We start from the raw sequence: 24,787 nt of genomic DNA on the forward strand, positions 1-24,787 counted from the left end.
ACATAAGCTCCCTTTCCATGGAAACAACCACTCGCTCCTCCGCGACAAGAGACGGACTGGGCGTGGGGATAGCCGTCGGACTGTCCGGAGTCGCCTTCGGCGCCGCGGCGGTCACCGCGGGGCTGAGCGTCGCGCAGGCGTGCGCGCTGAGCCTGTTCGCCTTCACCGGCGCCTCGCAGTTCGCCCTGGTCGGAGTCGTCGCGGGCGGCGGCAACCTGGTCGCGGGCACGGCCGGCGCGATGCTGCTGGGCGCCCGCAACAGCCTGTACGGCCTGCGCATGGCCGGCGTGCTCGACATCCGGGGCTGGCGCAGGCCGCTGACGGCCCAGGGCGTGATCGACGAGACGACCGCGGTCGCCCTGGCCCAGCCGGACCAGGAGTCGTCCAGGACCGCGTTCCTGGTCACCTTCGTCAGCCTCTACCTGACCTGGAACGCCACCACCCTCCTCGGCGCGCTGGGCACCTCCTGGGTGGCCGACCCCGCGGTGTTCGGCCTGGACGCGGTCGGTCCCGCGACGTTCCTGGCCATCCTGTGGCCCCGGCTCACCGGGAGCGGCCCCGAGGCCCGCGCGCTGCGGCTGATCGCGGGCTGCGGCGCGGTGATCGCGCTGGCCGCGACCCCGTTCACCCCGCCGGGTGTGCCCGTACTGCTCGCGTCCGTGGCCGTGCTCGCGGTGATTCTGAGGAGGCCCAGGTGACTCTCTGGTGGGCGATCGTCGCCACCTGCGCGGCCTGCTACGCGCTGAAGCTCGCCGGGCTGTCGGCACCGCGCCGGATCCTCGACCACCCGGGGGTGCAGCGCTTCGCGACGCTGGTCCCGGTGGCCCTGCTGGCGGCGCTGATCGCGGTGCAGACCTTCGGGCACGGGCAGGCGCTGCACCTGGACTGGCCGCGCACCGCGGGGATGGGCGCGGCCGTGCTGGCGCTGCTGCTGCGCGCCCCGTTCCTGGTGGTCCTCGCGGCGGCGGCCGTCGTCACCGCCGCGCTGCGCCACCTGCTGAACTGAGAAGGTGAACTGCGTAGCTAATCCTGAATGTCAGGATTAATCCTGGGTAGGCGTCGGCGCATGACCGATTCTCAGGGAATCATCGGAGCCCGCTACCGCCTGCTCGAACATATCGGCCGAGGAGGCATGGGGACGGTCTGGCGAGCACGGGACGAGGTGCTGGGCCGCGATGTGGCGGTCAAGGAGGTCATCCCCTCCCCCGACCTCACCGGTCCCGAGCGCGAGGTCTTCACCGTACGGACGCTCAGGGAGGCCCGGGCCGCCGGGCGGATCGGGCATCCGGGGGTCGCCACGGTGTACGACGTGATCGAGGAGCACGGGCGCCCCTGGATCGTCATGCAACTGGTCGACTCCCGCACGCTCGGAGCGGTGATCAGGGAGGACGGGCCGCTGCCGCCGGCGCGGGTGGCGCGGATCGGGCTGGAGGTGCTGGGCGCGCTGCTCGCCGCCCATCACGCGGGCGTCCTGCACCGGGACGTGAAGCCGGACAACGTCCTGCTCTCCAAGGACGGGCGGGCCGTGCTCACCGACTTCGGCATCGCCGTCCTGGAGGGCGACTCGTCGATCACCAGGACCGGCTCGCTCATCGGTACCCCGGCGTTCATCGCGCCCGAGCGGGCGAGTGGCGGACCCGCCGAGTTCGCCTCCGACCTGTGGTCGCTCGGCGTGACGCTGCACATGGCGGTCGAGGGACGCTCCCCCTTCGAGCGCGCCCACCCGCTGGCGACGCTCAGTGCCGTCATGCACCAGGAGCCCCCGCCGCTACGGTTCGCCGGGCCGCTCGCTCCCGTGATCTTCGGTCTGCTCCGCAAGGATCCCGCGCAACGCATGTCGGCCCAGGAGGTGCAGGTCCACCTCACCTCGCTGGTGAACGGTACCGCCCCGCAGCCGACCATGCCGATCGAGCTGCCTCCGGCGGTCCCCGTGCCGGCCCCCGCTCTCACGGGCGCGCCCACCGCCTCGGCCAAAACCGGGCGACCGGAGCCCGAACCCGGCCCGGTGGCCGCCCCGGGAAGGCGACGACGCCCGGCGATCGCGGCGATGGTCGCGATGGCGTTCGCCGTCGCCCTGACCTCGGCCGGGATGGCGTGGGTCGCCACCAACTCCGCCGACCAGAACCCGGTGAGGCCACCGACCCCGGCGAGTGTGCCCTCCGGGAAGGATAAGCCGACCGCCAAGACCGAGCGGGCGAAGGTCCCCGCACAGAACGCCCCCGCCAGGGACGACGACGGCACCGGAGACCGCGGCGCCTCCACCCGCCCGGCCCCCGAGAGGTCGGGGGCCGGCGACCCCGCCCCTCGGGACAGACCGTCGGACAAGCCGACGGGTGAACCTTCGGGGAAACCGTCAGGCAAGCCGTCGCAGGACGATTCCGAGCAGCCCGAGAAGCCCTCCCCCGGCGACCAGGGACAGGACGACCAGGGACAGGACGACGAGGGCGAGGGGGCCGAGGAGGGCTCGGGCCAGGGCGACGCGCCGGGCCGGGGCCAGCAGGGCGACTCCCCCGACCAGATCGCCCCCGACGCCGGGGCGGTCGCCCTCGACCCGGGCGCCCGGGGCAGCACCTGAGAACCCACCGGAAGCGGGGAGGCCGGCAACGGCCGGACGCGCCGAGGGGCCACCGGCGCGAGGGCACGCCCGCCGCGCAAGGACCGGGTCCGGCCGCGGGGGAGCGACGGGCCACGCTAGGACTCGGCGGCGACGACCTCCAGGGCGTGGGCCAGGTCGTCGGGGTAGGCGGTGGTGAAGGAGACCCACTCGCCGGTGGCGGGGTGCTCGAAGGCCAGGGAGACCGCGTGCAGCCACTGCCTGCTCACTCCTAGCCGCGCGGCCAGGGTCGGGTCGGCCCCGTACAGCATGTCGCCGACGCACGGGTGGCGCAGCGCCGACATGTGGACCCGGATCTGGTGGGTCCGGCCCGTCTCCAGCTTGATGTCCAGCAGCGACGCCGCGCGGAACGCCTCGATCGTGTCGTAGTGGGTGACCGACTCCTTGCCCCCCGCCACGACCGCCCAGCGGCCGTCCCCGACGGGGTGGCGGTCGATCGGCGCGTCCACGGTGCCGCGGTGCGGGTCGGGGTGGCCCTGGACCAGCGCGTGGTAGCGCTTGTCGACCGTGCGCTCCTTGAAGGCCCGCTTCAGGTGGGAGTAGGCGTGCTCGCTCTTGGCGACGACCATCGCGCCGGTGGTGTTGGCGTCCAGCCGGTGCACGATGCCCTGGCGCTCCGCCGCGCCGCTGGTGGCCACCCGGTGGCCGGCGCCGAGCAGGCCGCCGATCACGGTGGGTCCGGTCCAGCCGGTGGTCGGATGGGCGGCCACGCCGACAGGCTTGTTGACGACGACGATGTCGTCGTCCTCGTACACGATGAGCATGCCGGGCACGGGTTCCGCCACCGGCATCGGCGCGGTGGGCGGCGGCGGGAGGGTGACCTCCAGCCAGGAACCCCCGTGGAGCCGGTCGGACTTGGCCCCGGTCGAGCCGTCCACCAGGACGTCGCCGGCGACGATCAGCTCGGCCGCCCGGGTGCGGGAGAGGCCGAACAGGCGTGACAGGGCGGCGTCGAGACGCTCGCCCTCCAGACCGTCGGGGACGGGGAGACTCCGCCGGTCAGCCATTGGCGTTCTCCTTCGCTTCCTTCTCGGCTCCCGTGTCGCGCGTGCCGTCGATCTGGTAGCCCCGCCAGGCGAGGAAGACCGCCAGGATGCCGCCGCAGACGATCGCCGAGTCGGCGACGTTCCAGATCGGGAAGTAGCCGGGGAAGGTCTCCACGAAGTCGACCACGTGCCCCTGCAGCGGTGCGGACCTGCCGGAGCCGAAGCCCGAGGGCCAGCGGAAGATCCGGTCGGTGAGGTTGCCCAGCGCCCCGCTGAGCAGCAGGCTCAGCGTGATCGCCCAGGGCAGGCTGCGCAGGTTGCGCGCGGTACGCAGGATCGCCACCACGACGGTGGCCGCGACACAGGTGAAGATGATCGTCATCCCGGTGCCGAGGCCGAAGGCCGCCCCGGAATTGAAGATCACCCGGAACTGGAGCAGGCCGGGGATGACCACGACGGGTTCCCTGCCCTCCAGGGTCTTCAGCACGAGGGTCTTCGTGGCGAGATCGAGGGCGTAGACGATGGGGACGATCACCGCGAGCACGGCGATCCGCCGCGCCGCGAGCGGGGCGGCGGGGGCCGCCCCGTTCTCGATGTCGCCGGTCAGCGGCGCTCCTCCCGCTGCTTGCAGGCCACGCACAGCGTCGCCCTCGGAAACGCCTGAAGGCGCTCCTTTCCGATCGGCTGATGGCACGATTCGCACACTCCGTAGGTCCCCGCGTCGATCCGGGCGATCGCTCGCTCGTTCTGCGCGACCAGGTCGCGCGAGTTCAGGGTAAGGGCGATTTCGCGCTCACGTTCATACGTCCGCGCTCCGGCGTCGGCCTGGTCGTCGCCCGCACCGTCGGTAACGTCGCTTGACGCGATCTCGATCTCGGCCTTGGCGATCTCCTTCGTGAGCTCGCGGCTCTCCGCGACCAGTCGGTCGCGGACCTCCGCGAGTTCCTTGGCCGACCAGGTGACGACGGCACCGTCGGATGACGGCACTGCCGCGCTGTTGTCTGCGCGCACGGTCGCGGCCATGGCGACCTCCTTGCTCGATCGGACCGTATCCAATGTGGTAAACGGTGCGGGCAGCTTAGGTCCCTCATAACAGAACGGCAAACGACCCGCCGCAATGTTTGCCAATCCAGTAACATCCGGTCGCTTCCCTCTGATTCCCCCCAGCCGTCTCTGATATAGGGAAGCTTCCGGCAGGCGGGTGCGTTATCGTTTGAGCCTGCACGGCGTTGATGGGGACAGCGACCTCCGCACCCCCTCGCACGAGCGACCCGGGGACGGTGCGAGCCCGGGGCGAGGCGCGGAGGGAAGATCACCCCGGAGCCGCCGGAAGAACGGCCGTGACGGCCCAGTAGACCCGGCAGCAGGCCAAAGGAAGAGGGCCTTCTCGCACGCGAAGGCCAAGGAGGGTGGTACCGCGGGGCCCCAACAGCCTCGTCCCTCCACGCCACAGCCGATTCCAGCGTGGAGGTCCAGCCCATCATGTCCGCCTATTTCCGCTCTCTTCCTGCGCAGGTCGATCTTCCCGCGCTTGAGCACGAGGTCCTCGACCGCTGGCGGGACGGCAAGATCTTCGAACGCTCGGTCGAGCAGAACACCGGCGGCCCCACCTGGGTCTTCTACGAGGGCCCGCCCACCGCCAACGGCATGCCGGGCGTCCACCACGTCGAGGCCCGCGTCTTCAAGGACGTCTTCCCCCGCTACAAGTCGATGCAGGGCTACAGCGTGCCCCGCAAGGCGGGCTGGGACTGCCACGGGCTACCCGTCGAGGTCGCCGTCGAGAAATCCCTCGGTCTCACCGGCAAGAAGGACATCGAGGCGTACGGCGTCGCCGAGTTCAACGCCAAGTGCCGCGAGTCGGTGCTGCGGCACGTGGACGCCTTCGAGGAAATGACCGAGCGGATGGGGTACTGGATCGACCTGTCGGCGGCCTATCGCACGATGGACCCGGCCTACGTGGAGTCCGTCTGGTGGTCGCTCAAGGTCATCTTCGACAAGGATCTGCTCTCCCGTGACTTCCGCATCACCCCGTACTGTCCCCGCTGCGGCACCGGCCTGTCCGACCACGAGCTGGGCCAGCCCGGCGGCTACGAGACCGTCACCAGCCCGTCGGTCTACGTCCGCATGCCCGCCACCTCGGGACCGCTGGCCGACCTCGGCGCCTCGCTGCTGATCTGGACCACCACGCCCTGGACGCTGGTCTCCAACACCGCGGTGGCCGTACACCCCGACGTGACCTATGTCGCGGCGCGCCCCGCGGGGTCCGACGAGGTCCTGGTGGTGGCCGAGCCGCTGGTCGTCTCCGCGCTGGGCGAGGGGGCCGAGGTCCTGGCCTCCTTCCAGGGCGCCGACCTGGAGCACACCACCTACTCGCGCCCCTTCGACCTGGTCGACATCCCCGGCGCGCACTACGTGGTGCTCGGCTACTACGTCACCACCGAGGACGGTACCGGCCTGGTCCACCAGGCACCCGCCTTCGGCGCCGACGACATGACGACCTGCAAGCGGTACGGGCTGCCCGTGGTCAACCCGATCGGCCCCGACGGCCGGTTCCTCGACAGCGTCCCCCAGGTCGGTGGCCGGTTCTTCAAGGACGCCGACGAGGGGCTCACCGCCGACCTGCGGGCGCGCGGCCTGCTGTATCGGGGCAGCCACTTCGAACACAGCTACCCGCACTGCTGGCGCTGCCACACCGCGCTGCTCTACTACGCCCTGCCGGCCTGGTACATCCGCACCACCGCGATCAAGGACCGGCTCCTCGCCGAGAACGAGAAGACCAACTGGTACCCCGAGACGATCAAATGGGGCCGCTTCGGCGAGTGGCTGCGCAACAACGTCGACTGGTCGCTGTCACGCTCGCGTTACTGGGGCACCCCGCTGCCGCTGTGGATCTGCACCGCCGACGAGTCGCACGTCACGTGCGTCGGCTCGCTGGAGGAGCTGAGCCGACTGTCCGGCCGGGACGTCTCCGCGCTCGACCCGCACCGCCCCTACGTGGACGACGTCACGCTGCCCTGCCCCACCTGCGGGGCCGAGGCCCGGCGGGTGCCCGACGTGATCGACGCCTGGTACGACTCGGGCTCGATGCCGTTCGCCCAGTGGGGAGCGCCGTACCGCAACGAGGAGATGCTCGAGAAGGCCTACCCGGCGCAGTTCATCTGCGAGGCCACCGACCAGACCCGTGGCTGGTTCTACTCGCTGATGGCGGTCGGCACGCTCGTCTTCGACCGGTCCTCGTACGAGAACGTGCTCTGCCTCGGCCTGATCCTGGCCGAGGACGGCCGCAAGATGAGCAAGCACCTGGGCAACGTGCTCCAGCCGATGCCGCTGATGGACCAGCACGGCGCCGACGCGCTGCGCTGGTACATGGCCTGCTCCGGCTCACCGTGGGCGGCTCGCAGGGTCGGGCACGGCGCCCTTGAGGAGATCGTCCGCAAGGTCCTGCTCACCTACTGGAACACCGCCTCCTTCTTCACCCTGTACGCAGGCGCCGAGTCCTGGTCGCCCTCCCGGCTCGCCGAGGCTCCCGCGTACACCGAGCGTCCGTTGATCGACCGCTGGGCCCTCGCCGAGCTGCACCGGACGGTGGCCGAGGTCACCGCGTCGATGGACGTCTTCGACACCGCCCGCGTCGGGCGGCGGCTTTCGGAGTTCCTCGACGATCTGTCCAACTGGTACGTGCGACGCTCCCGCCGCCGTTTCTGGGCCGGTGACGCCGCGGCGTTCGCCACGCTCTACGAGTGCCTGGAGACCGTCACCCGGCTGATGGCACCGGTGGTGCCGTTCACCACCGACTACGTCTGGGACGTGCTCCGCGACACCGACGCCCCCGCCTCGGTCCACCTGGCCGGCTGGCCCGAGGTCAACGGCGAGTTGCTGGACGAGAAGCTGTCGGAGCGGATGGCCCTGGTCCGCCGCCTGGTGGAGCTGGGCCGCTCGGCCCGCGCCTCCAGCGGGGTGAAGACCCGCCAGCCACTCGGTCGTGCCCTGGTCGGCGCCCCCGGCTGGGCCACGCTCCCGCCCGAGCTGCGCGAACTGATCGCCGACGAGCTCAACGTCAAGGGCCTGGAGGACCTGTCCGGGATCGGGGCGGACCTGGTCTCCTTCACGGTCAAGCCCAACTTCCGGGCGCTGGGCAAGCGGTTCGGCTCGCAGACCAAACTGGTCGCCGCGGCCGTCACCGCCGCCGAGCCCGCGGAACTCGCCCGCGCGCTCCGTACCGGCTCGCCGGTCTCGGTTGACGCGGGAGAGCTGGGCGCGGTGGAGATCGGCGCCGACGATGTGATCGTCACTGAGCAGCCCAGGTCCGGCTGGGCGGTGGAGGCCGCCTCCGGCGAGACCGTCGCCCTCGACCTGACCATCACCGACGAGCTGCGCCGCGCCGGCCTGATCCGCGACGTCATCCGCCTGCTCCAGGACACCCGCAAGTCCACCGGCCTGTCGATCTCCGACCGGATCGACGTGTGGTGGTCCACCGGTGACGCCGACCTGGCCGAGGCCCTGCGGACCCAGGGCCGTGCGGTGGCCGACGAGGTCCTCGCCGTCTCCCTCACCGAGGGCGGCACCGACGGCCTTCCCACCCACAGCGACGCCGAGCTGGGCCTGACCTTCCAGCTCCGCCGCGCGACGGCCACGGCCTGACGGCGGAGCGTTCCGGCGTCACGGGACGGCCGGGCCCTCTGGGAGCCCGGCCGTCCCGGTTCACAGCGGGGGCCCGAGCGACCGACCCGGCGTCCGCCGCGGTCCGGAGAGGACCGTCACCGTACGGGAGCCGCGGACCCGGCGCTTCGTCGGCGGCCCGCGGGCACCTCGACAGGCCCGCCTCCTCGTGGTGAACGGTGCGCGAGGCGGGCCGTGGTCACGCCAGGTGTCAGCTCTGGTCCCGGTGGTCGTTCAGGCAGATCGAGCAGTTGACCAGGCCGGCTCCCTCGGCCTCGACCAGGGAGACGACCTCGGTGCCGCTGTCGCCCGCACCCTTGATCAGAGGGCAGGCAGGGTCGTGAAAGCGACGGGTGCCGATGATGACCATGACGGTTCCATCGCCCGCCTGCTGTTCCCCGGCCCCGGGGGCGTTGTCGGCGTCCTGGTCCTCGGGAGAGGGATCGGCTGCGGGCTCCACCGAGGTGGAGTCGGCCGTTACCTGCCCGGCGCGCCCGGGTGCGGTCTCGGCCGGCTCCACCGGCTCAGGTCCGGTGCCATCGGCGGTGGCCTGGTGCCCGGAATCCGGCTTCTCCCGGGGGCCCGGCTCCCCGGACCTCTCCGGCTCCGCGGAGCCGGAGCCGGCCGCTCCGGACCTGCCCGAGGGGGACGGCTCCGACGGGGCGGAGTCTCGCCCGTCGACCTCGGCCTTCGCCTGTGCCCCGGTCTTGACGGCCTCGGTCTTGACGGCTTCGGTCTTGGCGTCCTCGGAGGCGGCGGGCTCGGACGCCGTGACCGGGGCCACGGCGGGCTCGGGCTCGACGGCCCCCGGGCCGGTGCGCTCGGTCTCGCCGGTTTCCGGCTTGGCGCTCTCCGGCGCCTCTCCCCTGCTCGCGGAGGTGCCGCCCACGGCCGCTCCGGGCTTGACGGGCTCCGCCGCCTCGGGCTCGGGCCTGGCCGGAGCCACCGGGGTCTCCGGCTTGGACGCCTGGACGACCATGTCGCGGCTGAACCAGCTGGTGGCCTCGGAGTCGGCGTGCGGGATCTCGGGGACCTTCGGCAGCCGGATCGGCACCGAGGGGGTCGGGGACTCCGCCGCGCGGAGCGGGGGGCTCACGGGCTCCTGGGGCCGCACCTGAGGTTCGGAGGAGTGAACGTAGGGCCGGGCGACCGGGACGACGGGCTCCTGCGGGGGCTCCTGCCGGGACACGGCGCTCTCCCGCCCGGCAGCGGGGTTCTCCGGCCTTGGCTGGGGCTCGGGCCGCGCTCCAGGGGCCTGCTGCCCTCCGGCGGGGGCCGCGGGCCGCGCGGGACGGTACGGGGCGGTGAACCTGGCGGTGGCCTCGTGCGGGCCGGGCTCGCCGGCGCCGCCTGCGGGGCCTGACTCCGGGGAGGCGCTCAGGGGCTCGGCGGGCTCCCGCACCCCGGGCGGGGTCTGGTACGGCCTGTTTCCAGCGGTGGATTCCGGCAGGCAGCTGGTACAGGGTGTGAAACCCTCCTCACGAGCCTCCTCGTGGGTGAGTTCCTCATGATCCCGGCCGGCCAGCTGGCGGCACCCCGCGACGTGATAGCGCTTGCGGCCGGGGATGACCAGCACGATCGCCTCGGCGTCCAGGGCGCCCCGCCTCGCGGCGGTGGCGGTGGCCGGCCCGGCCACCGGGCCTCGTCTCGGCTGGGTCGGGGCCACGGGCATCTGCTGCCGCATCCCGTGCTGCGCCATCATGTGCGGTGGCACGGGAGGCTGGTTCGGCACACCGTGCGGCGCGGGGACGGGCCCGGCCGGCATCGGTCCCTTCTCGGGAAGGGGCTGAGCGGCCCCGGCCTGCCCGCCGGGGAACAGCTCGTGGCGCCGCAGCAACGCCCCGATCACCAGGAAGACGGCGGACAGCACGCTGACCGCGATCGACCACATGACCAGAAACGGTTTGGCCAGCACGATCCCCACGATGAGCAGGACGATGGCCGTGAGTACCAAACCGGCGCTGATAAGGATCACAGAAAAACTCCCGGATGCGGGTCAAAGGGGGTGACCCGACACCTTAGCGGCGGTCGTTGTGAGGACCGTCAACGCCCTGGAAGGCGCCCGAATGCTGCGACGGGTCGCCGCCGAACGGGTTGGGCGCGCTCTGGAGCGTCGGCTGACCGCCCGGGGCCACCGCGTGGGACATGGCCGGAGGCCCGCTCACGATCGGGAACCCGCCGCTGCCCTCGGCAGCCACGTTGAGCTCGGCCAGCTGGTTCTCCAGATACAGTTTCAGGCGACTACGGTACTCCCGCTCGAAGCTGCGGAGCTCCTCGACCTTGCGCTCGAGCTCGTCACGGGTCTGCACCAGCGAGCCCATGGCCTGGCGGTGCCGCTCCTGCGCGTCGCGCTCCAGCGTCTCGGCTCGGGCACGCGCGTCACCGATGACCTGCTCGGCCTGGCGACGTGCCTTGCCGAGGATGTCGTCGGCCTCGCGGCGCGCCCTGGTCACCGTCTCGTCCGCCTCCCGGCGGGCGTCGGCGATGGCCTGGTCCGCGGTCTGCTGCGCGAGGGCGAGCACCCGGGCCGCGGTGTCCATGTTGTCCTCGGCCGGAGGCATTCCCATTCCGACGGGAACGGGCTGCTGATGCTGCTGCACCGGCTCGGGAGCACGCATCGGCTCCGGCTGCTGCATCATCATCTCGGGCTTGGGCTCGGCGATGGGGGCGGGCGCCATGGCCATGCCCATCCCGCCGGGGACCTTGCCCCGCAGGCACTCCGCCAGCTTGGCGCGGAGCTCCTCGTTCTCCTGAATGAGACGGTCCAACTCGGACTCGACCTCATCGAGGAAGGCATCTACCTCTTCCTCGTCGTAACCCGGCCGAAGGCGGGTCGTACTGAATTGCTTGTTCCGCACATCGGCGGGAGTCAGCGGCATTTCGGTCTCCTTGGCGCGCTTGGAGTCTGTCCGGGGGGACGGTACCCGATCAACGAAGCGCGGACACGAGTTGGATCAAGACCAAGACCACAATGAACAGCACTGTGAAGCTTAGGTCAAAGGCCACCGTACCCAACCGGAGTGGTGGAATGAAACGGCGGAGGAACTTGAGAGGCGGGTCGGTCACCGTGTATACGGCTTCCGCCAGCACCAGAACGATGCCGGTGGGGCGCCACTGACGTGCGAACGCCTGCACCGTCTCAAAGATCATTCTGCCGATCAGCAGAACGAGGTAGATGGACAGGACGAAGACCAAGATCCCGCTAACGATCCCCACGGTCCGTCCTCGCCTCCACTCCGCTCTGCCGTCCTTCGTCCCATCGGGACCCGTCGGGCCGGTCACTGTTCATGGTGGAACTCTAGCTCTGGTTGAAGAATCCGCGTTCCGCGATTCGAGCCTTGTCCTCGGCGGTCACCTCGACATTGGCTGGGGACAACAGGAACACCTTGTTGGTAACACGTTCAATGCTGCCATGTAGGCCAAAGACGAGACCTGCCGCGAAATCAACGAGCCGCTTTGCGTCACTGTCAACCATCTCGGTCAGGTTCATGATGACCGGGGTACCGTCACGGAAGTGCTCACCGATGGTCCGCGCCTCGTTGTACGTGCGGGGATGAAGGGTGGTGATGCGCGCCAGATCGGTCGTACGGCGCTCCAGGACAGCCGTCGCGGGCCGCGGAGCGGGCACACCCGGGTCGGTGTCGTCCGAGAGCTCGTGGACCGTGCCAGGGCGCTCGTCGCCCTCCCGGCGCGTGTCGTCGAACTCCTCGTACTCGTCGTCGGGGTAGCTGTCGTATCTCTCGTAGCGGTCGTCCTCAACAAGACCGAGGTAGACCGCCATCTTGCGCATCGCGCCGGCCATCGCTACTTCTTCCTCCGTCTTACTTCGATGTGCCCGAGGGGCCAGCCCGACCGCCTTGAGCTCACCACCGTTCGACCGCTGTCCGGGTACGCGGACGCCAAGGTCCACTTGAAGGGACATTACCTGACGAAGGGCTTCCTGCGACCGAGCAACGCCGTACCAACACGCAGGTGTGTCGCACCGTTGGCAATGGCCTGGGACATATCCCCGCTCATCCCCGCCGAGATGACGTCGGCGCCCGGGTGGGCGTCCTGGACGGACCGTGCGATCTCCCTCAGCCTCGCGAACGCCCTGCCCGGTTCCTCCCCCAGCGGCGCGACCGCCATCACCCCGCCCAGCTCAAGCCCCGGCGCTCCGGCGACGGTGTCCGCCAGCGCCTCGGCCTGCCGCGGTACCACACCGCCCCTGGCGGGGTCACCGTCGAGCGCGACCTGTACCAGGCAGGTGATCCGGCGCCCCACCCCGAGCGCCTCCCTGCTGAGGGCGGTGACCAGGCGCGGCCGGTCGACCGAGTGGACGACGTCCGCGTAGCCGACCACCGAGCGGACCTTGTTGGTCTGTAACTGGCCGACGAAGTGCCACCGCAGGCCGAGGTCGGCGCATTCGCGCGCCTTGACCGAAGCCTCCTGGTCGCGGTTCTCCCCGACGTCGGTGATCCCGAGTCCGGCCAGCAGCCGTACGTCGGAGGCGGGGTAGGTCTTGCTCACCGCGATGAGCGTCAGCTCCTCGCGGCTGCGGCCGGCGGCCCGGCAGGCTTCGGCGATCTCCGCCTCGACCCGGGCCAGCCCGGCCGCGATCTCGTCTCGTCGTGTTGTTTCCGTCACATCTCCGCCGCTCGGACACTGGCAAACCGGCGGAGCCCATTCTTCCCGGCACGGCCGGGTGGCTCTTCACCCACCCCCACCGTGAGCAATGTCACTTCAGGAAGTCGGGAACGTCCAGCTCCTCTTCCTGCTCCTCGAAGATCACCGGGCGCCGCCGGACGGGGTCGGTGACCCGCGCGGAGATCGGCGTCGGCTGCGAGGGCTCGGGGGCCGGGCGCGGGATCGACAGCGGAGAGGAGTGCGGCTCCTCCACGCGGTGCGGTTCGGCGTGCTCCACCGGCTGTACCGGGTGGATCTGCTGGGGCGAAGGCGTCGGCTCCGCCTGCGGGGTGACGACCTGCCGCACCGGCGAGGGCGGCGCGTGCTCCACCCTGGGCTCCGGACGGGGCTCGGGGCGGGGCTCCGCCTTGACCGTGGGCGCCAGCGGGCGGACCGGGGCGGCCGCCGAGGGCGGCGGGGCGGGACGCGAGGCGGGCTGCGGGCGGGACGCCGGCTGCGGCAGTTGCTTGGGCTCGGGAGCGGGCTCGTCGAAACCGGCCGCGATCACGGTGACGCGCACCTCGTCGCCGAGGGCGTCGTCGATGACCGTACCGAAGATGATGTTGGCGTCCGGTGCCGCGGCGGTGGAGACGAGCTGGGCCGCCTCGTTGATCTCGAACAGGCCTAGGTCGGAGCCGCCGGCGATCGAGAGCAGCACGCCGTGCGCGCCGTCGATGCTGGCCTCCAGCAGCGGGCTGGACACGGCCATCTCGGCCGCCGCGACCGAACGGTCGTCGCCGCGCGCGTGGCCGATGCCCATCAGGGCCGAGCCCGCACCGGACATGACCGATTTCACATCGGCGAAGTCGAGGTTGATCAGTCCGGGCGTGGTGATCAGGTCGGTGATGCCCTGGACACCGGAGAGCAGCACCTGGTCCGCCGCCTTGAAGGCGTCCAGCACGCTCACCTGCCGGTCGGAGATCGACAGCAGCCGGTCGTTCGGGATCACGATGAGGGTGTCGACCTCCTCACGGAGGGTCTCGATGCCGGCGTCGGCCTGCATCGCCCTGCGCCGCCCCTCGAAGCTGAAGGGCCGGGTCACGACACCGATGGTCAGCGCGCCCAGGGTGCGGGCGATGTTGGCCACCACCGGGGCGCCTCCGGTGCCCGTGCCACCGCCCTCACCTGCCGTGACGAAAACCATGTCGGCGCCCTTGAGGACCTCTTCGATCTCCTCACGGTGGTCCTCGGCCGCCTTGCGCCCGACTTCGGGATTGGCTCCCGCGCCGAGGCCGCGAGTGAGTTCGCGCCCGACGTCGAGCTTGACGTCGGCGTCACTCATCAGCAGCGCCTGGGCGTCGGTATTGATGGCGATGAACTCGACGCCCTTGAGTCCCTCCTCGATCATCCGGTTGACGGCGTTGACTCCGCCTCCGCCGATTCCTACAACCTTGATGACCGCGAGGTAGTTCTGCGGTGCTGCCACGACGAGGGGCCTTTCCGCTCGTTGACTTGCAATTTCATGCGGCACGGGGCCCGTGCCGTCGTTTCCAAAACCCTCACCCTCAAGTTGAGATTTAGCTTTATGTCAACCTGAGGAGTGATACGGACAGTAGGAGTTACGCTCCTGGCGGGTCAACTAACCGCGCCGCAAGCACGTCCAGCGTGTCGCGGGCCGTCCTTTTCCGGGAACGTCCGCCATCCGATGAGATCACTTAACCGTCACGACGTCAGGCGAACTGACGTCATAGGTGTCGGCCGGACGTCTGAGCAGCGTAACAAGGATCCGCGCCTTGTCCGCGGGACGGTCTCCGCCACCCCACACGATCGCGCGGCCGTCCTTCAGCCGCAGCGAGACCGTCTCGGCCGACGGCGCGAGCACCTCCGCGACCCGGCGGGCCAGATTCTCCGGCAGCGCGGCGATGACCGTGAGCGCCGCCGCCGTCGCCGGGTCGCCCGGCCCCGGCCGGTCCACCCGCAGCACCGGCAGTGCCGGGGGCGCGACGTCCTTGACCTCGGTGACCATCCCGTGCCGGTCCATCAGTGCCGACCGGCCGCCGACCGGCACCACCGCCACCGGCCTGCGCTCCACGACCTTCACCCGCAGGGTCCCCGGCCAGGCGCGGCTGACCGTCACCGACTCGATCTGGGTGATCTTGCCGATCCGGTCCTCCACCTCGGCCAGGTCGACCGTGGCGAGGGGCTTGCCGTCGGCCACCTGCGCCACCCGCCGGATCTCCTCGGTGGACAGGCCCGCGTTGCCCACCACCTGGATCTCCCGGACCCCGAGCACCGGGGAGAAGAACACCAGCCACGCGGCGATGCCCACCACTCCCGCGGTGAGCAGGGCCAGGAAGGCCGACCGCCACACGCCGTTCAATGCCACTCCCCCTCCGGCGACCCGCGCCCGCTGGCATGGGTCACCGCGCGGCCAGCTCCGCCACGATCCTGGGACCCAGCTCGGTCACGTCGCCCGCGCCCATGGTCAGGACGATGTCCCCCGGCCTGGCCAGGCTCGCGACCAGGGCCGGCACGTCGTCCCGCTGAGGGGCGTAGGCCACCTGTTCTGCGGGCAGCGGCACCTTGCCCGCCACCAGCGCCCCCGACACGCCGGGCTCGGGGTCCTCGCGGGCGCCGTAGACGTCCAGGACGATGGCCTCGTCGGCCAGCCCGAGCGCGATGCCGAACTCGTCGGCGAAGAACCTGGTGCGTGAGTACAGATGCGGTTGGAAGACCGCGATGACCCTGCCGTCTCCGGAGAAGGACGCCACCACGTCCCGCGCCGCGCGCAGGTCGGCGGCCAGCTCGGTCGGGTGGTGGGCGTAGCTGTCGAAGACCGCCACCCCGCCCGCCTCACCCTTGGCCTCGAAACGGCGCTTGGCGCCGGTGAAGGCCGCCAGACCATCACGGATCTCACCGAAGGAGACGCCCAGCTCTCCCGCCACCGCGATGACCGCGGCCGCGTTGAGCGCGTTGTGGCGGCCCGGGACCGCGAGCCTGACCTCCCCGTGCCCGTGGACCGTGAAGGTGATGCCCAGCCCCTCGGGAGAGATCCCGCCCACCCGCAGGTCGGCGTCCTCCGTCTCACCGTACGTGATCACCTTCAGGCCGCGGGCGCGGGCGATCGGGATCAGCGCGGCGGAGCCGGGATCGTCGGCACAGACGACCATGGTGTCGGCGACGCGCTCCACGAACCGGGCGAAGCTATCGTGAACCGCACGCGGATCACCGTAGTTGTCCAGATGGTCCGGCTCGACGTTGGTCACCACGGCGATGTCGGGGGCCAGCATGAGGAAGGAGCCGTCGCTCTCGTCGGCCTCGGCGACGAACACCCCGCCCGAGCCCTCGTCGGCGCCCAGCCCCGTCGTCACCAGCTGACCGCCCACACAGTACGAGGGGTCGGCGCCGCACTTCTGCAGCGCCACGGTGAGCATCGAGGTCGTGGTGGTCTTGCCGTGGGTGCCGGCCAGCGCGACGCCGGTCCTGCCCGCCATGACGGAGGCGAGCGCGGCGGCCCTGGGGATGACCCGCAGGCCCTGACGGAGCGCCTCGCCCAGCTCGGGGTTGGAGTCGCGGATCGCGGTGGAGACCACGACGGTGTCGACCTGCTTGATGTGCGAGGCGGCGTGGCCGATGTGCACCCTGGCCCCCAGCTCCCGCAGCTCGGTCGCCATGTCCGACCCCCGCGCGTCGCTGCCGGAGACCTGCACGCCCCGTTTAAGCAGGATGCGCGCGATTCCGGACATCCCAGAACCACCGATCCCGATGAAGTGGACCCGTCCCAGATCTCCGGCCGCAACCGGATCCACCAGCTTGACCAGGCTCATCGGCCGCTCACCCCTCCTCGTTCGCCACGCGGACGCTCTCGTCCCGCCCGGCCCTGCCGCCGGAGGTGAGCACGGGCAGCCCCGCGCTCACCGCGTCGGATCCGCTCCGCGCCCATTCAGCCTCTCCCCCGCGCCGCGATCTGCAGCACCCTGCGCGCCAGTGTCACGTCGGCGTCCTTCCTGCCCATCTGAGACGCCGCCTCGGACATGGTGACCACACGTTCGGGGTCGGACAGGATGGGCAGCACGTTCTGGATGATCCACTCCGCTGACAGCTCCGCGTCATCGATCATCAGGCCGCCGCCGCCCCGCACGATCGGCGTGGCGTTGAGCCGCTGCTCGCCGTTGCCGTGCGGCAGCGGGATGTACGCGGCCGGCAGGCCCACCGCGGTCAGCTCGGCGCAGGTCATCGCGCCGCTGCGGCACAGGGCGAAGTCGGCGGCGGCGTAGGCCAGGTCCATCCGGTCGACGTACTGCAGCACGACGTACTGCGGGTCGCCGGGTGGCGGTTCCTGCTCCAGCGTGTTCTTCGGGCCGATGACGTGCAGCACCTGCACTCCGGCCCGGCGCAGCGCGGGGGCCGCGGCCAGGGCCGCCTGGTTGAGCGAGCGGGCCCCCTGGGAGCCGCCGGTGACCAGCAGCGTGGGCAGGTCGGCCTCCAGGCCGAACCAGGACCTGGCCTTGTCGCCCATGGACAGCCGGTCGAGGTTGACGATCTCCCGTCGCAACGGGATGCCGATGTACTCGGCCTGGTTCAGCGGCGTGTCCGGGTGGCCGGTGAACACGTGCTCGGTGAGGCGCGCGCCCAGCCGGTTGGCCAGGCCGGGGCGCGGGTTGGCCTCGTGGACCACGATCGGCACGCCACGCCGCCGCGCCGCCAGGTAGGCGGGGGTCGCCACGTAGCCGCCGAAGCCGACCAGGACGTCGGCCTGGACCCGGTCCATGATGGCGGCGGCCGCGCTGATGGCGCCCGCCAGACGGCCCGGCACGCTCAGCAGCTGGGGGGTCAGTGTCCGGGGCAGCGGCACCGCGGGCACCAGTTGCAGTTCGTACCCCCTGGCCGGAACCAGCCTGGTCTCCAGACCTCGCTCGGTGCCGAGGCAGGTGATCCCGATGTTGGGGTCGAGTTGGCGCAGCGCGTCGGCCAGAGCCAGCGCCGGTTCGATATGACCAGCCGTCCCGCCGCCGGCGAGGACCACCCTCATGTCGGTCCTTTCGCTTATCGTCTTCCACGGCCCGGCCGTCGTTTCCTGGCCGGACCACCCAGGCCAAGCCAGCTTAGGCCCCGCGCCACCGGTCCGGGGCCATGGGCCGCGAGAGCCTCGCGGGCGCCGGGTTCGTGCTTGGCGAACGACAGGAGCATGCCCAGGGTGGCCAGGGTGGGCAACAGGGCCGATCCACCGTAGGAGACCAGTGGCAACGGGATACCGGTGATGGGCAGCACGCCGATGACGGCGCCGATGTTGACGATCGCCTGACCGGCGATCCAGGCGATCGCGGCGGCGGAGGCGAGCCGGACGAACGGGTCCTTCACCCGGGTGGCCACCCGCAGCCCCGCGTAGCCCAGCAGCCCGAACAGGGCCACCACGACGAGCGTGCCCATCAGTCCGAGCTCCTCACCGAGGATGGAGAAGATGAAGTCGCTCTCCGCGTGCGGGATCCAGCTCCACTTCTGCCTGCTGGACCCCAGCCCCAGCCCGAACCAGCCGCCGCTGCCCATCGCGATCTGTCCCTGCACGGCCTGGAAGCCGGACCCCTGGGCGTTGCCCCACGGGTCGAGCCAGCCCGTGATCCGGTCCGAGCGGTAGCCCTCGGTGCTGATCATGACGATGGTCGCGAGCACCGCCACCGCGAGGATCCCGCCGAACAGCCTCAGCGGCGCGCCCACCACCCAGAGCAGCGACAGGAAGATCATCAGCAGCACCAGCGTGGTGCCGAGGTCGCTTCCCAGCATGACCATGACGGCCAGGATGGCGGTGCCCGGCATCAGCGGGATGAACAGGCTGCGCCATTCGATCAGGCCGTTGCGCGCCCTGCGGGCCAGCAGGTCGGCGCCCCAGAGGATCAGCCCGAGCTTGGCGGGCTCGGAGGGCTGCAGGTAGATGGGGCCGAGGTCGATCCAGCGCTGGGCGCCGAGCTGGGAGGTGCCGACGAACAGCACCAGCACCAGCCCGAGGATCGACAGCGCCATCAACGGGTAGCCGGCGAGCCTGAAGAACCGGGGCGGCAGCTGGGCGCAGACCCACATCAGCGGGAGACCGAGTGCGGCCGAGATCGACTGCTTGAAGAACCAGTAGAAGGGGTCGCCCATCTCCTGCAGCGCCTCGATGCTGGAGGCCGACAGCACCATCATCAGGCCGAGGACGAGCAGCAGGGAACTGCACCCCAGGATCAGGTAGTACGAGGTCAACGGCCGGTTGAGCAGCTCGCGGAGGGCGAGCAGGTGCTCGCGGAGGCCGTCCTGCCCCCGGGGGGCGCCCTCCTGCGCCGTCGCGCTCACGCCCGTCCCCCGTCGTGCCCTGCGGCGAGACGGTGCACGGCTCGGGCGAACGCCTCCCCTCGGGCGGGATAACCGGAGAACATGTCCCAGGAGGCGCCGGCCGGGGCCAGCAGCACGGTGTCTCCGGGGGTGGCGAGCCTGGCGGCTTCGGTGACGACACGGTCCATGACCCCAGTGTCTTGCCCGGCCACCTCCACCACCGGAACATTCCCGGCGTGTCGCGCCAGAGCCTCGCGAATTCGTTCGCGGTCGGCGCCCAGCAGGACCGCGCCGCGCAGGCGGGGCGCGGCGCGGCGTACCAGCTCGTCGACGTCCGCGCCCTTGAGCAACCCGCCCGCCACCCAGACGATCGACGGGTAGGCGGCCAGCGAGGCGGCGGCGGCGTGCGGGTTGGTGGCCTTGGAGTCGTCCACGTAGTCGACCTCGGCGACCCTGGCCACGTACGCGATCCGATGGGGGTCGGGCACAAAGTCCAGCAGGCCCTCGCGCACCGCGGTGGCGCTCACCCCGTAGGCCCTGGCCAGCGCCGCAGCGGCGAGCGCGTTGGCCACGTTGTGCGGCGCGAACGGGCGGACGTCGTCGAACGAGGCGAGTTCCTCCGCGTTACTCGCGGGATCGGCCACGAACGCCCGGTCCACCAGCAGGTCCTCGACCACGCCGAGCTGGCCCGGTGCGGGCACGCCGAGGGTGAAGCCCACGCTGCGTGCCGCCACGCTCTCGTACGGCGCGGCGAGACGGGTCGCCCACTCGTCGTCGGCGTTGTACACGACGATCCCGGCCCTGGCGAAGATCTCCCCCTTGACCCGGGCGTACTCCTCCATGGAGCCGTGCCAGTCGAGGTGGTCCGGCGCCACATTGAGCACCGCGGCCGCGTACGGGGCGATGCTGGGCGAGCGGTGCAGCTGGAAGCTGGACAGCTCCACCGCCAGCACGTCGCCGGCTCCGGCGACCGCCTCCACCACCGGGGTGCCGACGTTGCCGACGGCGAGCGCCCGGTGCCCGGCGGCCAGGAGCATCGAGGTGAGCATCCGGACCACGGTGGTCTTGCCGTTGGTACCGGTCAGTGCCAGCCAGGGAGCGGCGCCGACCGGGCGGAGCCGCCAGGCCAGCTCGACCTCGCCAATCACCTCGATCCCCGCCGCCGCGGCGGCGGCGAGCAGCGGGTGGTGCGGCGGCCAGCCGGTGGTGACGATCAGCGAGGTGCCCGCCGGGGGCTCCGCGGGCTCGCCGAAGCGGACCTCGACGCCGAGCCCGGCGAGCTCGGCGGCGAGCGCCCTGGCCCGCTCACCGTCCCTGCCCTCCAGGACGACCACCCTCTCGCCCCTCGCGGCCATCGTGCGGGCCACGGCCGTGCCCGAGACCCCCAGTCCGGCGACGCAGATCACATGGCCTTTCCCACTCACAGCCTGGGCATCCATTCCACGTAGAAGATCCCCAGCCCGGCGGCCGCGCACAGGGCGGCGATCAGCCAGAAGCGGACCACGATGGTCGTCTCGGCCCAGCCCTTCAGCTCGAAGTGGTGCTGTAGCGGGGCCATCCTGAAGACCCGTTTACCGGTCATCTTGAAGGAACCGACCTGGATGATCACCGACATGGTGATGAGCACGCACATCCCGGCGAGGATGATCAGCAGGAGCTGGGTCCTGGTGGTGATGGCCAACCCGGCGAGCACGCCGCCCAGGGCCAGCGAGCCGGTGTCACCCATGAAGATCTTCGCTGGCGGGGCGTTCCACCACAGGAAGCCGACCAGCGCGCCGAGCACCGCCGCGGCGACCACGGCCAGGTCCAGCGGATCGCGGACCCAGTAGCAGTTGGGCCCGAGCTGGGTGGTGCAGCTGTTGCGCAGCTGCCAGTTGCCGATCAGCACGTACGAGGCCAGCACCACACCGGTGGCACCGCTGGCCAGGCCGTCGAGGCCGTCGGTGAGGTTCACCGCGTTGGAGAAGCCCACGATCATGATCAGCACCCAGATGATGAACCCGATGAGCCCGATGGAGGGGCCGAAGTCCCTCAGGAACGACAGGCGCGTCTCGGCCGGGGTGATCAGGTAGGCGTTGGGGAAACGGGTCACCAGGACCGCGAAGACCGCGCCGACGATGAGCTGGCCCAGCGCCTTGGCACCGCTGCGCAGGCCCAGGCTGCGCTGCTTGTAGATCTTGATGAAGTCGTCCAGGAAGCCGACCGCGCCCAGGCCCGTCATCAGGAACAGCACCAGGACCGCGGAGACCGTGGGCGGCGTGAAGCTGTAGAGGTGGGCGCAGGCGAAGCCGACCAGCGCGGCGATCACGATCACGGTGCCGCCCATGGTGGGGGTGCCGCGTTTGTCGTGGTGGCCGGAGGGTCCCTCCTCCCTGATGCTCTGCCCGTAGCCGCGCCGGGAGAACAGGCGGATCGCCAGCGGTGTGCCCAGCATGGACAGCAGCAGGCTGATCGCCGCCGCGACGAGGATCTCCCTCATCGGCGATCACCCCCGAGCAGCGCCACGGCCACCCGCTCAAGGCCCGCGGCGCGCGGTCCCTTGACGAGCACGACGTCACCGGGGGCCAGCAGCGCCGACAGCTCCGCGCCCGCCTGTGCCGCGTCGGCGGCGTGCGAGACCCGGGTGGCGCCCCGGATCCCGGTCGCCGGGGCGTCACCGAAGGCGGAGAGGGGCGAGAGGCCGTCCGTCGAGCCGGTGCCCGGCGGCTCTCCCGCGCCCGGCGGGCCACCCGCGGCGTGCCAGACCGGTCCGGCATGCCCGGCGGGGACGCCGGCCACCGGCACGCGGCCCGCGGCCTCCCGTACGGCGGCCTCCGCCCCGGCCAGGATCGGGTCGGCGTCGGGGCCGACGACGAACAGACCGGCGAGACCCGCGCCCCCGGCCAGCCGGCCCAGCTCCTCGTTGAGCGCGGGACCGTCCTCACCCAGCTCGAGCAGGGCGGCGATGACCGCGAAGCGGCGGCGATCGCCCGCGAGCGCGTCCAGGGCACCGAAGGCGGCGCGCATGGAGTCGGGGTTGGCGTTGTAGGCGTCGTTGATCACGGTCACCCCGTCCTCGCGGTCGGTGACCTCCATCCGCCAGCGGCTGCGAGGCTCGGCCTCCGACAGCTCCTCGGCGATGGTGGCGACCGGCAGGCCGAGCTCGTAGGCGGCCGCCGCGGCCGCCAGCGCGTTCTCCACCGCGTGCTCACCGTACAGGCGGAGGCCGACCGGAGCGGCGCCGGACGGGGCGCGCAGCGTGAAGGAGGCGCGCCCCCGCTCGTCGACGGTCACGTTCTCGGCCCGTACGTCGGCGTCGGAGGTCCGGCCGTACCAGGTGACGCGGGCGCGGGTGCGTCCGGCCATGGCCGCCACCAGCGGGTCATCGAGGTTGAGCACGGCCACGCCGTCGGCGGGCAGCGCCTCGACCAGTTCGCCCTTGGCCCTGGCGATCTCCTCCTTGCCCCCGAAGACGCCCAGATGGGCGGTGCCGACGTTGAGGACCACGCCGATCCTCGGCGGGGCGATACGGGTCAGGTGGGCGATGTGCCCGACGTCGCGCGCGCTGAGCTCAAGCACCAGGTAGCGGGTGTCCTCGTCGGCCTTCAGCACGGTCAGCGGGTGGCCGATCTCGTTGTTGAACGATCCGACGGGGGCGACCGTTGGACCGATCCTCGCGGTGAGCCTGGCCAGCAGGTCCTTGGTGGTGGTCTTGCCCGCCGAGCCGGTGATGCCGATGACCGTGGTCGCCGGCAGTTCGGCGCAGACGGCGGTGGCCAGGACGGTCATGGCCGCCACGGTGTCGCCGACGATGACGGCGGGGACGTCGACGGGCCGGGAGGCCAGCACGGCGACCGCCCCTGCCTCGACGGCCTGGGCGGCGAAGTCGTGCCCGTCGACCCGTTCACCCTTGATCGCGACGAACAGCGACCCCGGCTCGACGGCGCGGGAGTCGATGACGACCGGGCCGCGCACCACCGCGCGTGGGTCGGCCATGCCCGCGAGAGCCCCCGAGGTGATCTCGGCGATTCTGGCCAGCGGCAACGGGATCATGATGCGTCTTCCCTACTCTCCATACGTGCTTCGGCGCCCGGTGCGGTTCCGGCGCCTGACGATCGCGTCGGCCACGACCTGCCTGTCATCGAAAGGAAGCACCTGGTCGCCGATGTACTGGCCCTGCTCGTGACCCTTGCCGGCCACGACGACGACGTCGCCGAAACCCGCCCGGCCGATGGCCAGGTCGATGGCCGCGGCACGATCAGGCTCAATGATCACATGTGCGCGTCCGTCCTGGGACACACCGAGAACTCCGTCCATCATCTCCGCGAGGATCCGCAGGGGATCCTCGGAGCGGGGGTTGTCGCTGGTGAGAATAGCCACATCTGCCAGCCTTGCGGCGGCTTCTCCCATCATTGGGCGTTTACCACGGTCACGGTCACCCCCGCAGCCAAGGACCACGATGAGCCTGCCCTCGGTGACCTCGCGCAGCGAGCACAGGACGGACTCGACCGCGCCGGGCTTGTGCGAGTAGTCGACAATGGCCTGGAAGTCCTCCCCGCCGGGAACCCGCTCCATCCGGCCCGGAACTCCTGCCAGCGTACCCAGGCCCGCCACCGCGGTTCGCAGCGGCACACCGGCCTCCACCAGCGCGACGACGGCGCCCAGGGCGTTGGCCACGTTGAAGGGGCCGGGCAGGGCGATCGTCGCGGCCTCCTCGACGCCACCGGGGCCCACGATCTTGAAGGTGCTGCCCTCGGGTCCCAGCCGCACGTCCACGGCCCGCCAGTCGGCCTCCACGGCGCCCTCGGCGGAGAAGGTGGTCATCGGGATCTTCGCGCTGCCGAGGAGCTCCCGCCCGTGGGCGTCGTCGAGGTTGACGACGCCCACCCTGCTCATCTCGGGGGTGAACAACCGGGCCTTCGTCGCGAAGTAGTCGTCGAGATCCCGGTGGAAGTCGAGGTGGTCCTGCGACAGGTTGGTGAACAGCGCCACGTCGTAGAACACCTCGTCGACCCGGCCCAGCGCCAGCGCGTGGCTGGAGACCTCCATGGCCGCGGCGGTGACGCCCTGCTCACGCATCAGGGCGAACAGGCCCTGCAGGTCGCTGGCCTCCGGCGTGGTGAGCCTCGGCGCGAAACGCAGCTCACCGACGTGGATCTCCACGCCCCCGATCAGCCCCGGCCGGTGTCCCGCGGCCCGCAGTCCGGCCTCCAGCAGGAAGGTGGTGGTGGACTTGCCACTGGTGCCGGTGACGCCGATGACCATCACGTCAGCCGCGGGATTGCCGTACACCCAGGCGGAGACCTGTCCCAGCAGGCGGCGCGGGTTGGGCACGACGAGGACCGGCAGGCCGGTCGCGACCGCGGCCTGCCGGCCCGCCTCGTCGGTCAGGATCGCGGCGGCACCCGCGGCGAGGGCCTGCGCGGAGAAGTCGGCCCCGTGGGCCGTGGCCCCCGGCAGCGCTACGTAGAGATCTCCACGACACACCTGGCGCGAGTCGATGGTGATCCCGGACACCGCGGCCAGCGGCGCTCGTGACGTGCCCGAGGGCGCGCCGAGGAGGCTCGCCAGCCCGGAGAGCGGACGGGGTGAACTGGTTGAGGGTCGCATGGACGACGGGGGATGCACGGCGAGAGCG

The 24,787-nt window shown here is 71.4% G+C and carries 21 protein-coding genes; 4 read left to right on the top strand and 17 right to left on the bottom strand.

Features of this window, described 5'->3' with window-relative positions; genetic code table 11:
• The first annotated feature begins 17 nt into the window (after nt 1-17).
• Genes IG98_RS0111455 through IG98_RS52460 form a run of 3 tightly spaced genes read left to right on the top strand, consistent with a single transcriptional unit; the run spans nt 18 to nt 2,575 of the window.
• The gene (locus IG98_RS0111455; RefSeq protein WP_030909788.1) at nt 18-698 is read left to right on the top strand and encodes an AzlC family ABC transporter permease; all 681 of its coding nucleotides are present in this window, start codon (nt 18-20) and stop codon (nt 696-698) included.
• Nucleotides 695-1,006 (top strand): AzlD domain-containing protein, encoded by a 312-nt coding sequence (locus IG98_RS0111460; RefSeq protein ID WP_030909791.1) that lies wholly within the window; start codon nt 695-697, stop codon nt 1,004-1,006. Before IG98_RS0111455 ends, IG98_RS0111460 begins: the two co-directional genes overlap by 4 nt.
• Before the next feature lie 60 nt (nt 1,007-1,066).
• Nucleotides 1,067-2,575: a serine/threonine-protein kinase gene (locus IG98_RS52460; protein ID WP_051752003.1), complete on the top strand. Its 1,509-nt coding sequence runs from the start codon at nt 1,067-1,069 to the stop codon at nt 2,573-2,575.
• Nucleotides 2,576-2,691: 116 nt separating this feature from the next.
• On the opposite strand, the gene IG98_RS0111470 is transcribed toward IG98_RS52460, so the two are convergent.
• The 3 genes from IG98_RS0111470 to IG98_RS0111480 are packed head-to-tail and all read right to left on the bottom strand — an operon-like array spanning nt 2,692 to nt 4,611.
• Entirely contained in the window at nt 2,692-3,621 is a 930-nt protein-coding gene (locus IG98_RS0111470; protein ID WP_030909797.1) for an RluA family pseudouridine synthase, read from the bottom strand.
• The gene (locus IG98_RS0111475) at nt 3,614-4,240 is read right to left on the bottom strand and encodes a signal peptidase II (protein ID WP_245651508.1); all 627 of its coding nucleotides are present in this window, start codon (nt 4,238-4,240) and stop codon (nt 3,614-3,616) included. Before IG98_RS0111475 ends, IG98_RS0111470 begins: the two co-directional genes overlap by 8 nt.
• Complete coding sequence (locus IG98_RS0111480) at nt 4,204-4,611, bottom strand: TraR/DksA family transcriptional regulator (RefSeq protein WP_030909803.1); 408 nt, start codon at nt 4,609-4,611, stop codon at nt 4,204-4,206. Before IG98_RS0111480 ends, IG98_RS0111475 begins: the two co-directional genes overlap by 37 nt.
• A 471-nt stretch (nt 4,612-5,082) precedes the next feature.
• On the opposite strand from IG98_RS0111480, the gene ileS reads away from it, so the two are divergent.
• Nucleotides 5,083-8,241: an isoleucine--tRNA ligase gene (gene ileS / locus IG98_RS0111485; RefSeq protein ID WP_030909807.1), complete on the top strand. Its 3,159-nt coding sequence runs from the start codon at nt 5,083-5,085 to the stop codon at nt 8,239-8,241.
• 229 nt (nt 8,242-8,470) lie between these two features.
• Here ileS and IG98_RS0111490 read toward each other — a convergent pair whose 3' ends face one another.
• From IG98_RS0111490 to IG98_RS0111565, 14 genes are all read right to left on the bottom strand, one after another.
• Nucleotides 8,471-10,234 (bottom strand): hypothetical protein, encoded by a 1,764-nt coding sequence (locus tag IG98_RS0111490; protein ID WP_030909810.1) that lies wholly within the window; start codon nt 10,232-10,234, stop codon nt 8,471-8,473.
• 43 nt (nt 10,235-10,277) lie between these two features.
• Nucleotides 10,278-11,138, bottom strand: a complete 861-nt coding sequence (locus tag IG98_RS0111495) for a DivIVA domain-containing protein (RefSeq protein WP_030909814.1) — start codon at nt 11,136-11,138, stop codon at nt 10,278-10,280.
• Between the two features lie 49 nt (nt 11,139-11,187).
• Nucleotides 11,188-11,475: a YggT family protein gene (locus IG98_RS0111500; RefSeq protein WP_030909817.1), complete on the bottom strand. Its 288-nt coding sequence runs from the start codon at nt 11,473-11,475 to the stop codon at nt 11,188-11,190.
• Nucleotides 11,476-11,557: 82 nt separating this feature from the next.
• Nucleotides 11,558-12,061, bottom strand: a complete 504-nt coding sequence (locus IG98_RS0111505; RefSeq protein ID WP_030909821.1) for a cell division protein SepF — start codon at nt 12,059-12,061, stop codon at nt 11,558-11,560.
• Nucleotides 12,062-12,180: 119 nt separating this feature from the next.
• Nucleotides 12,181-12,885: a YggS family pyridoxal phosphate-dependent enzyme gene (locus tag IG98_RS0111510; RefSeq protein ID WP_030909824.1), complete on the bottom strand. Its 705-nt coding sequence runs from the start codon at nt 12,883-12,885 to the stop codon at nt 12,181-12,183.
• A gap of 91 nt (nt 12,886-12,976) precedes the next feature.
• Nucleotides 12,977-14,350 (bottom strand): cell division protein FtsZ, encoded by a 1,374-nt coding sequence (gene ftsZ / locus IG98_RS0111515; protein ID WP_030909828.1) that lies wholly within the window; start codon nt 14,348-14,350, stop codon nt 12,977-12,979.
• Between the two features lie 225 nt (nt 14,351-14,575).
• Nucleotides 14,576-15,235, bottom strand: coding sequence for a cell division protein FtsQ/DivIB (locus IG98_RS0111520; protein WP_245651517.1), 660 nt, complete (start codon nt 15,233-15,235; stop codon nt 14,576-14,578).
• Nucleotides 15,236-15,284: 49 nt separating this feature from the next.
• The gene (murC, locus tag IG98_RS0111525; RefSeq protein ID WP_030909835.1) at nt 15,285-16,691 is read right to left on the bottom strand and encodes a UDP-N-acetylmuramate--L-alanine ligase; all 1,407 of its coding nucleotides are present in this window, start codon (nt 16,689-16,691) and stop codon (nt 15,285-15,287) included.
• Between the two features lie 116 nt (nt 16,692-16,807).
• Nucleotides 16,808-17,896, bottom strand: a complete 1,089-nt coding sequence (gene murG / locus IG98_RS0111535; RefSeq protein WP_030909838.1) for an undecaprenyldiphospho-muramoylpentapeptide beta-N-acetylglucosaminyltransferase — start codon at nt 17,894-17,896, stop codon at nt 16,808-16,810.
• Nucleotides 17,897-17,910: 14 nt separating this feature from the next.
• Nucleotides 17,911-19,191, bottom strand: a complete 1,281-nt coding sequence (gene ftsW, locus IG98_RS0111540) for a putative lipid II flippase FtsW (protein ID WP_037970038.1) — start codon at nt 19,189-19,191, stop codon at nt 17,911-17,913.
• Nucleotides 19,188-20,609 carry a UDP-N-acetylmuramoyl-L-alanine--D-glutamate ligase gene (gene murD, locus IG98_RS0111550; RefSeq protein WP_030909845.1) on the bottom strand — a complete coding sequence of 474 codons (1,422 nt, stop codon included), beginning with the start codon at nt 20,607-20,609 and terminating at the stop codon, nt 19,188-19,190. Before murD ends, ftsW begins: the two co-directional genes overlap by 4 nt.
• On the bottom strand, nt 20,591-21,649 hold the full coding sequence (gene mraY / locus IG98_RS0111555) for a phospho-N-acetylmuramoyl-pentapeptide-transferase (protein WP_030909848.1): 1,059 nt from the start codon (nt 21,647-21,649) through the stop codon (nt 20,591-20,593). Before mraY ends, murD begins: the two co-directional genes overlap by 19 nt.
• The gene (locus IG98_RS0111560) at nt 21,646-23,202 is read right to left on the bottom strand and encodes a UDP-N-acetylmuramoyl-tripeptide--D-alanyl-D-alanine ligase (protein WP_030909851.1); all 1,557 of its coding nucleotides are present in this window, start codon (nt 23,200-23,202) and stop codon (nt 21,646-21,648) included. Before IG98_RS0111560 ends, mraY begins: the two co-directional genes overlap by 4 nt.
• Nucleotides 23,203-23,214: 12 nt before the next feature.
• Nucleotides 23,215-24,759: a UDP-N-acetylmuramoyl-L-alanyl-D-glutamate--2,6-diaminopimelate ligase gene (locus IG98_RS0111565; protein WP_030909853.1), complete on the bottom strand. Its 1,545-nt coding sequence runs from the start codon at nt 24,757-24,759 to the stop codon at nt 23,215-23,217.
• Between the last annotated feature and the right edge of the window lie 28 nt (nt 24,760-24,787).

The sequence above is a fragment of the Streptosporangium amethystogenes genome, assembly GCF_000721075.1.
Classification (GTDB): Bacteria; Actinomycetota; Actinomycetes; order Streptosporangiales; family Streptosporangiaceae; genus Streptosporangium; species Streptosporangium amethystogenes.

Coding starts and splice junctions, on each gene's coding strand:
- mraY (WP_030909848.1), bottom strand. CDS start 21,649: ATGAGGGAGATCCTCGTCGCGGCGGCGATCAGCCTGCTGCTGTCCATG.
- IG98_RS0111565 (WP_030909853.1), bottom strand. CDS start 24,759: ATGCGACCCTCAACCAGTTCACCCCGTCCGCTCTCCGGGCTGGCGAGC.
- murD (WP_030909845.1), bottom strand. CDS start 20,609: ATGGATGCCCAGGCTGTGAGTGGGAAAGGCCATGTGATCTGCGTCGCC.
- IG98_RS0111560 (WP_030909851.1), bottom strand. CDS start 23,202: ATGATCCCGTTGCCGCTGGCCAGAATCGCCGAGATCACCTCGGGGGCT.
- IG98_RS0111505 (WP_030909821.1), bottom strand. CDS start 12,061: ATGGCCGGCGCGATGCGCAAGATGGCGGTCTACCTCGGTCTTGTTGAG.
- murG (WP_030909838.1), bottom strand. CDS start 17,896: ATGAGGGTGGTCCTCGCCGGCGGCGGGACGGCTGGTCATATCGAACCG.
- IG98_RS0111495 (WP_030909814.1), bottom strand. CDS start 11,138: ATGCCGCTGACTCCCGCCGATGTGCGGAACAAGCAATTCAGTACGACC.
- IG98_RS52460 (WP_051752003.1), top strand. CDS start 1,067: ATGACCGATTCTCAGGGAATCATCGGAGCCCGCTACCGCCTGCTCGAA.
- ileS (WP_030909807.1), top strand. CDS start 5,083: ATGTCCGCCTATTTCCGCTCTCTTCCTGCGCAGGTCGATCTTCCCGCG.
- murC (WP_030909835.1), bottom strand. CDS start 16,691: ATGAGCCTGGTCAAGCTGGTGGATCCGGTTGCGGCCGGAGATCTGGGA.
- IG98_RS0111470 (WP_030909797.1), bottom strand. CDS start 3,621: ATGGCTGACCGGCGGAGTCTCCCCGTCCCCGACGGTCTGGAGGGCGAG.
- IG98_RS0111455 (WP_030909788.1), top strand. CDS start 18: ATGGAAACAACCACTCGCTCCTCCGCGACAAGAGACGGACTGGGCGTG.